This window comes from Streptomyces sp. NPDC002896 (assembly GCF_040295225.1).
Classification (GTDB): Bacteria; Actinomycetota; Actinomycetes; order Streptomycetales; family Streptomycetaceae; genus Streptomyces.
Map to the genome: position 1 here is coordinate 93,877 of NZ_JBEOVA010000028.1, position 9,664 is coordinate 103,540.

10 protein-coding genes are annotated in these 9,664 nt (G+C 66.9%); 6 read left to right on the forward strand and 4 right to left on the reverse strand.

The window, feature by feature from the left end:
* Positions 1–11 precede the first annotated feature (11 nt).
* Entirely contained in the window at positions 12–1,562 is a 1,551-nt protein-coding gene (locus ABT009_RS36405; protein ID WP_351305093.1) for an ABC transporter substrate-binding protein, read from the reverse strand.
* A 400-nt stretch (positions 1,563–1,962) separates the two neighbouring features.
* Between ABT009_RS36405 and ABT009_RS36410 the strand changes: the two genes are divergently transcribed.
* Positions 1,963–2,571 carry a TetR/AcrR family transcriptional regulator gene (locus tag ABT009_RS36410; protein WP_351305095.1) on the forward strand — a complete coding sequence of 203 codons (609 nt, stop codon included), beginning with the start codon at positions 1,963–1,965 and terminating at the stop codon, positions 2,569–2,571.
* A gap of 247 nt (positions 2,572–2,818) precedes the next feature.
* Positions 2,819–3,370, forward strand: a complete 552-nt coding sequence (locus ABT009_RS36415) for a hypothetical protein (protein WP_351305097.1) — start codon at positions 2,819–2,821, stop codon at positions 3,368–3,370.
* Here the strand turns inward: ABT009_RS36415 and ABT009_RS36420 are convergent.
* The 3 genes from ABT009_RS36420 to ABT009_RS36430 all read right to left on the reverse strand — a co-directional run bounded on the left by ABT009_RS36420 (position 3,318) and on the right by ABT009_RS36430 (position 5,581).
* Positions 3,318–4,166, reverse strand: a complete 849-nt coding sequence (locus ABT009_RS36420; protein WP_351305099.1) for an IS5 family transposase — start codon at positions 4,164–4,166, stop codon at positions 3,318–3,320. The two genes, ABT009_RS36415 and ABT009_RS36420, sit on opposite strands and share 53 nt — an antisense overlap.
* Before the next feature lie 405 nt (positions 4,167–4,571).
* Positions 4,572–4,946 carry an FCD domain-containing protein gene (locus ABT009_RS36425; protein WP_351305101.1) on the reverse strand — a complete coding sequence of 125 codons (375 nt, stop codon included), beginning with the start codon at positions 4,944–4,946 and terminating at the stop codon, positions 4,572–4,574.
* 11 nt (positions 4,947–4,957) lie between these two features.
* Entirely contained in the window at positions 4,958–5,581 is a 624-nt protein-coding gene (locus tag ABT009_RS36430) for a dihydrofolate reductase family protein (protein WP_351305103.1), read from the reverse strand.
* Between the two features lie 334 nt (positions 5,582–5,915).
* Here ABT009_RS36430 and ABT009_RS36435 point away from each other — a divergent pair, with 334 nt between their 5' ends.
* The 4 genes from ABT009_RS36435 (at position 5,916) to ABT009_RS36455 (ending at position 9,537) form a co-directional block, all read left to right on the forward strand.
* The gene (locus ABT009_RS36435) at positions 5,916–6,206 is read left to right on the forward strand and encodes a zinc-ribbon domain-containing protein (RefSeq protein ID WP_351305105.1); all 291 of its coding nucleotides are present in this window, start codon (positions 5,916–5,918) and stop codon (positions 6,204–6,206) included.
* A gap of 1,283 nt (positions 6,207–7,489) precedes the next feature.
* Entirely contained in the window at positions 7,490–7,972 is a 483-nt protein-coding gene (locus ABT009_RS47540; RefSeq protein WP_502990031.1) for an ATP-binding protein, read from the forward strand.
* A 398-nt stretch (positions 7,973–8,370) separates the two neighbouring features.
* Entirely contained in the window at positions 8,371–8,865 is a 495-nt protein-coding gene (locus tag ABT009_RS36450) for a P-loop nucleotide/nucleoside kinase family protein (protein WP_351305107.1), read from the forward strand.
* A gap of 300 nt (positions 8,866–9,165) precedes the next feature.
* Positions 9,166–9,537, forward strand: coding sequence for a VOC family protein (locus tag ABT009_RS36455; RefSeq protein WP_351305109.1), 372 nt, complete (start codon positions 9,166–9,168; stop codon positions 9,535–9,537).
* The last annotated feature ends 127 nt before the right edge of the window (positions 9,538–9,664 follow it).

Here is a 9,664-nt window from a genome sequence, read left to right on the forward strand (position 1 = left end):
TTTCCCGGGGGCTAGTCGGCGGCACCGAACTGCCGGATGGTGGCGAGCGTCGAGGAGCCGTCACCGAGGTAGGTGATGCCCTTCTTGGTCGCCCAGTCACTGCCGATGTAGAACACGGGGCCGTACCAGGCGTTCTCGACTCCGAACTTGTTGATCTCCCTGTAGATGTCCGCAGCCTTCGCGGGGTCCAGCTCCCGGTTCGCCCGGTCCAGCAGCTTGGTGAGCTCGGGGTCCATCGAGTTGAAGACGTTGCGGTAGCCGGTGGGGCTGTAGAAGTTGCGCGCCTCGACCGGGGTGGTGTTCAGCCCGTCGACGATCAGGAACATCGGGTACTTCTTGGAGGCGAGGGCGGAGACGCTCTGCTGCGGCGGCACCGGCTGCCACTTCACCTTGATTCCGATGTCCGCGAGCGCCTGCGTGAACGTCGGCTCGAACGGCTTGGTGAAGACAAGGCTCGGCATGGTCACGGAGAACCCGTTCGGGTAACCGGCCTCGGCCAGCAACTTCTTGGCAGCCGCCGGGTCGTAGGAATACGTCTGGTCGAGCGCGGGATCGTGCCCCAGCCCCTTGGGGTTGAAGATCTGCTCGGTCGGCCCGCCCGAGCCCCGGAGCAGCTGCTTGACCATCTTGGTGCGGTCGAAGGCCATGTTGATCGCCTTGCGGACCCGCACGTCACCGAGCGGCTTGAGAACGGAACCCGCGCGGTCCCCAAGGACCAGGGTGGCCACCGCGGTCGCCTGGACGTGCTTGGTCTCGAAGCCCGCCGACCTGAAGGTGCCGACCTGCGCGAAGTCGATGGTGCCGGCGTTGGTCTCGCCGGCCTTCAGGGAGTTGGCCATCGCGGTCTGGTCGGAGATCACCCGGATCTTGACGGTCCGGAAGGGGTAGGCCTTCTTGTTCCAGTAGTCGTCACGCCGCTTGAGCACGTACACCGACCCGTTCACCGTCGCGCCCTTGTCGAGGGTGTAAGGGCCGGAGCCGACCGGGTTCAGTGCGGCGCTCTTGGAGGTCATCGTCTTCGGATCGCCGATGACGCCGACGGCCGTCGAGAGCGAGGTCAGCAGCGAACCGTCCGGCTGCTTCAGCTTGATCACGACGGTGTCGGCATCGGGTGCCTCGACCGAGGCTACGGAAGCGAGCACTCCCTGGTTCGGCCCGGGCGTCGCCCTGATCCGCTCCAGCGTCGCCTTCACGGCGGCCGCGTCGACAAGGGTGCCGGAGCTGAACTTCATGCCGGTGCGCAGCTTCAGCGTCAGGGTGCGCGCCTCGTCGGAGTACTGCCAACTCTCCGCCGCGCCGGGCTGCAGCTTGCCCTTGTTGTCCTGGATCAGCAGCGTGTCGTAGACCGAGTCCCAGATGTAGGTCTGCTGCCCTTCGAGGAGTTGGGTGGGATCGAACGAGTTGGGCGTGCCGAAGATCGAGAGTGCGAGCGTCGTCCCCGAGGACGAGGACGCTCCTGTCGACTCGCTGTCGCACGCCGACGCTGCGAGCAGCACCGCGGCAACGCCCAGAGCACCCAGGGCTCGAGCCTGCGATCGCGGGTGCGGGTGTCGAATGCGCATGGGGTGGATTCCTTCGTCCGGGAACCAACGTGTGACGAGACCTTCGCCATGGCCCGACGGCCATGGGTGGAGCTGAGGTTGTGAGCGCCATGCAGGTGAAGGAGGGCGTGCGTCTGCGGGTCTGACGGTGTGCCGGCGTCATCCAGGGGCGCGTCCGCCCCCTGACGGCTCTGAGGGTGAGCGATCGCGTAAACTCTTACCAGTTGGTTGGTTTTCGCTGGGACGTTAAGCCCGTACGGGAAGCGCCGGAAGAGTGCGATCGACGTTCGTAACCAGAGCGTTATCTTTAACTCGCCCCTCAGGCACGCCGAATCAAATACCAACCATGTGGTAACTTTTGATGCCCAGATAATGCGCAGGACCGTCCCGGACCGGCTTCGCCGAGGAGAGTGAGCGCACCGTGGGTCAGGCAAAAGGGCGTGGGCCGTACGCCAAGACACCGGCCCGCAGAGCGGAGATCGTACGGGCGGCACGCGACAGTTTCGCCGAGAACGGCTACGCCAAGGCCAGCCTGCGGGACATCGCGGACCGGGCCGGCATCACCCACGCCGGACTCCTCCACCACTTCCGCAACAAGGACGAACTCCTTGCCGCGGTGCTCGCCGAACGCGATTCCGTGGAGTGGCAGCAGGGTGTGGCACAGGTCGACAGCCCGGACCAGCTCGCGCCCTACCTCGGCGAGCTCATCCGCCACCACCAGAAGGCCCCCGAGCTGATGCGCCTGTGGATCGAGCTCGCCGCCGCGGCCTCACGCTCGGATCATCCCGCCCATACCTACTTCGTCGAGCGCTACGAACGCGGGCGCGCACAGTTCGCCGAGGGACTCCACGACGAGGCGGACCGCAGCAGGCTGCGCGAGGGCGTCAGCCCCGAGAGCGCCGCGGTCCTCTTCCATGCCGTGCTCAACGGGCTCCAACTGCAGTGGGTGCTCGACCAGGACCTCGACATCATCGGGCCGATCACCGACTTCGTACGACTGCTCTTCGACCGCGATCACGCCGACGAGTGAGCGGATCGCCGCCCAACTCGGCGCCGGGCGGCGCCGATCGGATCCCGGTCGCGGTCAGGGCTGGTTGCCGAGCAGCGGGCGCCGCACGTGCTGGAGGTGCTCGGGCATGGCATCGCGGGCAGCGTCTCTGATTGGCTTAGCGAGCCTAAGAAGCCGTATCTCAACCGAACGTGATCCCTTGATTTCGGCTGGTCAGGCATGGTCTCGCTCGGGGTGAGGGAGGCATGCGGCGTCTTGTGTCCGCTTCATGACCGGGGGGTGCGCGGTGGCGTCGGTGCTGGGAATGCTGGAGGAGCGGGAGACGGCTGCCCGTGTGCGGGTGGAGGGTCTGTGGGAGGAGGCCGCGCGGCTGGCTGAGGTGTTGGAGGCTGCGGAAATCGAGCTGGACCGGCGGGTGATCGCGCGGGAGGAGCTGGTCGCGGCGTTGGCCGCCTCCGCGGCCGAGACGACTGCCGTGACCGAGGCCGAGGCGGAGCAGGAAACGGCGCCCTCACAGGTGCCTGTGCCGGGTTCGACGGTGCCGCCCTGGCGGGACGGGTTGCCGGTGACGGTGCTGGCGCCGGACTACCAGCGGATTCTGGGCGTGCTGGAGGAGCGGCAGTCGGCGGGCCAAGGACCGCTCAAGGCCAAGGAGATCGCGGTGGGGCTGGGCCTTGGGACGACGCCGGCGAAGGTCGAGGGGGTGCGCTCGAAGGCCAGGCGCCTGGCAGAGCGCGGGTGGCTCTGGCAGGAGACGTCGGGGAGGTTCAGTGCCGGCCGGCGGCCCGTGGCCGTGCCAGACGCCGGCCCATCCGTGTGACCATCGACCACCGGATCATCGCTTCGCTGGTAGCGGGCAGTGTTTCGTAATCCCTCGCCAGGCGGCGGGAGTTCATCAGCCACGCGAACGTGCGCTCTGCCACCCAGCGTCTGGGCAGCACCACGAACCCCTGCATGTCGTCGGTGCGTTTGACGATCTGCAGGGTCAGGGCGAGTTTGTTCCGGCACCAGTCGACGATGGAGCCGGTGTAGCCGCCGTCGGCCCAGACGAGGGTGATGTCGCGGTGCAGGCGGCGGAGCCGCCTCAGCAGGCCTGCCGCGGCGTCCCGGTCGCCGATGTTCGCGGCGGTGACCGCGACGACCAGGAGCAGGCCGAGGCAGTCGGTCACGATGTGGCGTTTGCGGCCGGGCACCTTCTTCCCGCCGTCGTAGCCGCGTGAGGCGGCCGGCACCGTCGCGGCGGCCCGCACCGACTGCGCGTCGATGATCCCCGCCGTGGGCTCGGCCTCACGCCCTTCGTGTTCCCTGGCCCGTCCGCGCAGCCGGTCGTGGAACTCGGTGATCAGCCCGTGCTCGCGCCAGCGGCGGAAGAAGGCGTAAACCCGGCCCCAATCGGGGAAGTCCGCGGGCATCGCCCGCCAGGAGATCCCGCCCGCGACCAGGTAGCGGATCGCGTCCAGCATCTGGCGGTGGCAATAGCCTTCGGGCTGGCCGCCCCGCCCCTGAAGCCAGGACGGCACCGGCAACAACGGCCGGATGGCCGCCCACTCCGCGTCCGTCATGTCCGACGGATACCGGCGCACCCGATCGGGATGGTCGGCCGCGTTGCCGTACACGTGAGCGAGGCAATCACACGATGGTGCAGCCGAGTTGAACCGGACGGGCTTGGACGCGTACAACAACGACACCAGGGCCTCCCGGCCTTGCTCGGTCAGATTCGCATCCCCGAGCTACCGAGAGGCCCTGTCTTCATGCGCGCACAACGGGAAGATCACTCCGGCGGGAAACCTGTTCGACCCGCACGTTCCATGATCGGTTGAGATACGGCTTCTAAGCGTTGCTCGCGTTGGGAGCCAATCGCCTTCGTGCCCTGGTACTGAACGACAGGAGCCGTCAGCCCGCGTGACACGTCCCTCCGGACGCTGGTCGGTCAGGCCGCAGACCCAACCGAGGAGGGTGCCCGACGTCGCCTGGGCGCCGAGCGTGCGTGTAGCACGCTGCCACAGGTTCGCTACGTTTCGCTAATCCAACTGGTGAGCCTTGGGATCGCGCTCGCGGACAGCCGAGATGATCCGTTCATGTTCGTCGCAGTAGCAGCGGTGCCGCTCCGGGTTGAACGTGCGCCGCTTCAGTCTGCGCCACACCGGCCGACGGCGAGCCGCGACGAGCAGCGAACTGACGCTGACCAGGACGGCGTTGTGCGTCGCGACAGCGAAGCTGTGGTGCAGCACGGTGTTCCAGCGCTCAGACTCCTCCGATGTGGTGACCTCCGCGCCGCACCGCAGGCAGCGGTCCATCTCCGCGAGATCGGCGCCCGTCGCCGACGCGACGGCCATCAGCAGCCGGTTGGCGCCGGACGCCCCAGGGACCGGCTCGAGCTGAACTCCGAGGCCCACAGAACGCGCGCTCAGGAGTGCGCGCCGGCCTCGTAGGTCCCGTACTGGGGCAGTCCTGTCGCCTCGTAGACCTGGGCCGTGACTCCGCTCGGTGTCGTCTCGCTGCTCAACAGGCGCATCCCGGCTGGAACGCCGTTGTCCGGGAACAGCCGCCGGCCACTGCCCACGACCACCGGCGCGATCATCAGCCGCAACTCGTTGATCAGCCCGGCGGCCAGCAGCGACGCGCCGAGGCGGGCACTGCCGTGGATCTGCAGCTCCCCTCCGGGTTGGCGCTTCAACTCAGCGACCTGGGCTGGCACGTCCCCGGAGAGGATCGTGGTCGGCTCCCAGTCGGCCTTGGCCAGGCTGTGGGAGGCCACGTACTTCGGCAAGCCGTTGAGTTTGGCGGCGATCGGGTCGTCCGGATCGTTCATCTTCGGCCAGTCACGCGCGAAGTTGTCATAGGTACGGCGCCCGAACAGGAACGCGTCCACCTCGCCGAGCCAGCCCGTCACGATCCGCATGAACTCGTCGTCCAAGTGCGGCACGAGCCAGCCTCCCCGCGTGAACCCGTCGCTGGTGTCCTCCTCCGGGGACCCGGGACCCTGCGCCACGCCGTCCAGCGACAGGAACTCCTGCAGAATCAACCTCACGGTGCACTGCCCTTCCTCAGCCCCGAGACGCCTGTCGCCCCGGCCAGTGAAGACCGCGCGACCCACGAAACTCATCGCGCTCTTGGGCGAGAGGCTATGCGGCAAACAGGCCCACTGGCAGCTGGCCCCGCCCTCGTACAAGATCGCGTTGATGATCTCCCTGATGTCGTAGGCGCCCCCGATGCCGCTGACGCACAGGTGCCTTGCCTTCTACGCGCTGGTCACCTGCATGATCAGAACCCACTCCGCGTGCACGAGACTGTGCTCCATAACCGCACTACCGTGCCGCAGTGTCGGCACTGCGCCGGCAGGCACCGACCCGGAAAGGACCAACATGATCATCTTTGGCACCAAGGGATATCTCTACCAGCTCGCGATCCTGACACTGGTGTGCGGCCACTGCGGCAACCCTGCCGCGCACACCCTCAAAAAGCGCGTCACGAAGTTCACGCTGTTCTTCGTGCCGCTGTTCCCGTTCTCGACGAAATACGCGACGCAGTGCACCTTCTGCGGCACGGAGCAGAAAGTAACCAAGGAACAGGCGCAGCAGCTGCAGGCGCAGGGCACAAGCGGCCACAGCGGTCAGACATACGGGCAACCGCAGCAGCAGCCCTACCAGCCCTGAGTATGAGTAGGGCCGGGAAGATGCCGCAGCGCCGGCGGGAGTGGGCATGGTGGTCCACAGGGTGGGCGGCATGGAGCCGGTTCAGCGCTTGGACAACGTGGATTCACTTTCCGGAAACAACGGTGGGCTGTTGGAGGTGTGATCGAAAACGCGAGAAATGCTCCTGACCTGCGCCGATAGGGCTTGTCGAAGGTCCTGTCGGTCGCGGGAAACAAGCACCTCCCAGGTGACGAATCGCATAGGGGCCGTACCCGCATGTCCGCGTCGAGGGCGAGGGCCGGACCGTGGTGTCCCAGGCGGGGCCGTTCTGCTGGTGGAGACGTCCGCCGGACCGGGCCGGATCAGGCTGGACCGGGCGATGCCAGTGGCGTTGTCGCCGCGCTCTAGGGGTGCGCGCTTGTTCAGTTGACTTCGCCAACTCTGCTTCTCCACGCATCACCCTGTCGCGCCGCTCCGGTCCGACCTTGACCTTTTCGTCCAGCGCGCTCAGAGCATCCTCTAGCTCACTGGCGGACCTTGCCGCGCGCTCGGTGTCGTCCTCCATCTCGAGGCCCACCCCAGCCCATGGCCACGGATGGACGGCCCACGTGGCGTGGTTGACGTGCTTTGCCAGGGAACGCAGCCGCGGTGCCAGCTCCTCGCTGCAGGTCGCGTTCCCGCCGAGCATCAGGAACCGGGCAGCTCGGTCCAGGTGCGTGATGGCGTGGTCGAGAGCGCCAAGGACGTCCCCGTCCTTGTACGTCTGGTCCACCGGAGGCGTCGGCTCGTGAGGCGTCGTCATGGCCCCAGGAACCTACCGGCGGCGTGCTCACAACACAGGTCTGAGCTTCTGAGAGAGCCCCAGCCGATCCAGTATCAGAGGGCGTTGGCAGACCGGGACCTCAGTAGCGACCGCCGGGAGCTCGTTCGAATGCGCGATGCGGGTTGCTCGCCGAGCAGCGTTCCCAATTGGCCGCGAGTCGCCGTCCTGGACGTCCGGGGAAGGTGGTCGTCCCGGCGTGTCCGAAGAGCAACCCTTGTTGAACCGTTAACTGAATGCTCATAATTCAACACAGTACGCTGAAGGAACGTTTCTTCATCCTTTGGCCATAGTCCCGCCAATGCGTAGCAACCCCCCACGAACAGGAAGCCCGTTGAACCACACGCGGTCCTCGCTCAACCGAGCCACCACTGCCGACCCCGCCGCTCCCACCACCTCCCAAATCACCGCCCCCGCCCCGGTCTTACGTGAGTACCCGCCCTTGGAGTTGCCCGGCAACGCCAGCGCCGTAAAGCGGGCTCGCGTGAATGCCCGTACCGCGCTGACGGTCCTTGGCTGGCAGGGGGACATCCACGCCGCCACGGAAGTGCTCGCCCGGCTCGTGGACAACGCTGTCCGTCACGGCCTGACTCCTTCGAGCCCCGGGCAGCGGATCACAGTCCGGCTGGCCATCAGGCAGACACACGAGCTCGTCATCGACGTCGAGGATCCCAACCCCGCCTTTCCCGCCTTTACCGAGGCGCTCCGAGGTGAACAGGGCCGCGGGCTGCGGGAAGTCCAGGGCCTCGAGGCCGACGTCACATGGTTCCACCGCCCGGACGTCGGCAAGACGGTCCGGGCCACGATGACCCCACTCGCGGCCGCTCCTGATCACCAGGCCGGATTACGGGGCCGCCCAGTGGCTGCCGCAGGTGTCTCCATCGCAACCGCTTCTGATGCGCTCAATGGCCAGGGCCAGCTGCCCAACGCCGCCCTTCGTAGGGGCAAGCCCGGTCTGATCGCCTGACCATCAGCACGTACAGGGACGAACCCGAGTAAGTCGGTGTAGCCGTTCTCTCCGCCTACGTACATCAGGTGTTCGTCTCACACCTGATTGAGCGGTGCGTTGACGGCCAGTCGTTCGACCAGACCAGGAATGGCCGGGAACTGGGGGCCGAGATCAGGTCGGTACCTGCGGCCAGGAGCTGCTCTCTCTTGTGTCTGCCGCCGTCAGCGGGCAGCGGCGATCCCCACCCCAGCACCGAGTTGGCGATCAGGGAGCCTGGCCAGCCCTTCCGGATGTCCGTGAAGAGAGGCTGTTCCGCGTCGGCGAAGGGTCTATGTCAACGGAAACCATTTCCGTTGACAAGCCGGGTTGCGCCAGCATGCCGGAGTGACGTTGGTGCGGTGTTGTGGAGGCGCCTGGTGGATGCCAGACCCGAGCCGAGGCTGATCTTGCTGTGCGGGCTGCCTGGATCCGGGAAGACGACGCTGGCCAAGAGTCTGGCGAGCGAGAGGCCGGCGGTGCGTCTGTGCCCGGACGAGTGGATGGCGTATCTGGGCATCGACCTGTTCGATGAGCGATCGCGCGACCGGCTTGAGAGGCGTTTTTGGGAGCACGCCCAAGACCTGTTGAAGCTCGGACAGACTGTGATCTTGGAGTTCGGCTTCTGGGCACGCACTGAGCGGGATGAGAAGCGCCTCGGGGCGCGCGCCCTCGGCGTTCCCGTCGAGCTGCACTACCTTGCGGCGCCGATCGATGAACTGTGTCGCCGCATCGAAGCCCGCAACGGGCAGGGGGAGCCGGGGACCGTCCCGATCAGCCGCGAGTTGCTCGAGGAGTACGTGAAGCTCTTCCAGGCCCCCGACGATGACGAGCTCGGTCTCTTCGACGAACCGCCTCCAGGCCACCGCGGATGACTGTCCACGCGGCTGGTCTGCGGGAGCCGGCCAGTCCAAGGCCGAGCCCTGACCGCTACTTTACGGCTGGGGTCAGACGTAGGAGCCCGGGGCCTATGCGGCCAGGGCGGGCAGGCCGAACCCGAGCGGCCGACTCGTGGGCGCTGACTGGGGCCCGCGTCGCGCAGGCCATTCCCGCCACCTTTCCCGCAGACAGGAATGCGGCCTCTGCTCTGTCTATCTTGCCCTCCCTGCCAGGGACACCCCACGATTGATCATGATCGGATAGTCTTCTTCGGGCGACCCAAGAAGGAGGCACCCATGGCGGCGGCCCTGCGGATCGAATTGTTCGTAGAGGACATCGACGCCTTCGCCGACTTCTACCGCCGTGTGCTGGCCTTCACGCTCGTCGACGACCGGCGCAGCGACGACTCGCCGTACGCGGCCGTCGCTCGGGACGGTGTTCGCATCGCTGCGGTACCAGCTTGGAGGACCATCGATCGCGCTGCCCGCGACATACCCACGGGCGTGGAGATCGTGATCGAAGTCGACGATGTCCACGCCGACCACGCCCGAGTTCTGGACACCGGTTGGCCCCTTGCCGATTCGCTGCGGCAACGCCCGTGGGGCCTCACGGACTTCCGCGTGTACGATCCCGATGGCCACTTCATCCGCATCACAGGGCGGGGCTGACTCCGGGCGCGTGGTTACCTCGGTCAACTTGACCCGGCCCTGAAGGACTTTGTTGGCGGATTCGGTGTTCAGGTGGCCAGTTCAAGGCCAAGACGGGCGAAGCGGCTGATGTGGGTGTTACTGATGG

Excerpts from the sequence above, each read along its gene's own strand:
- ABT009_RS36435 (WP_351305105.1), top strand. The coding sequence starts at position 5,916 with ATGATCATCTTTGGCACCAAGGGATATCTCTACCAGCTCGCGATCCTG.
- ABT009_RS36415 (WP_351305097.1), top strand. The coding sequence starts at position 2,819 with ATGACCGGGGGGTGCGCGGTGGCGTCGGTGCTGGGAATGCTGGAGGAG.
- ABT009_RS36455 (WP_351305109.1), top strand. The coding sequence starts at position 9,166 with ATGGCGGCGGCCCTGCGGATCGAATTGTTCGTAGAGGACATCGACGCC.
- ABT009_RS36405 (WP_351305093.1), bottom strand. The coding sequence starts at position 1,562 with ATGCGCATTCGACACCCGCACCCGCGATCGCAGGCTCGAGCCCTGGGT.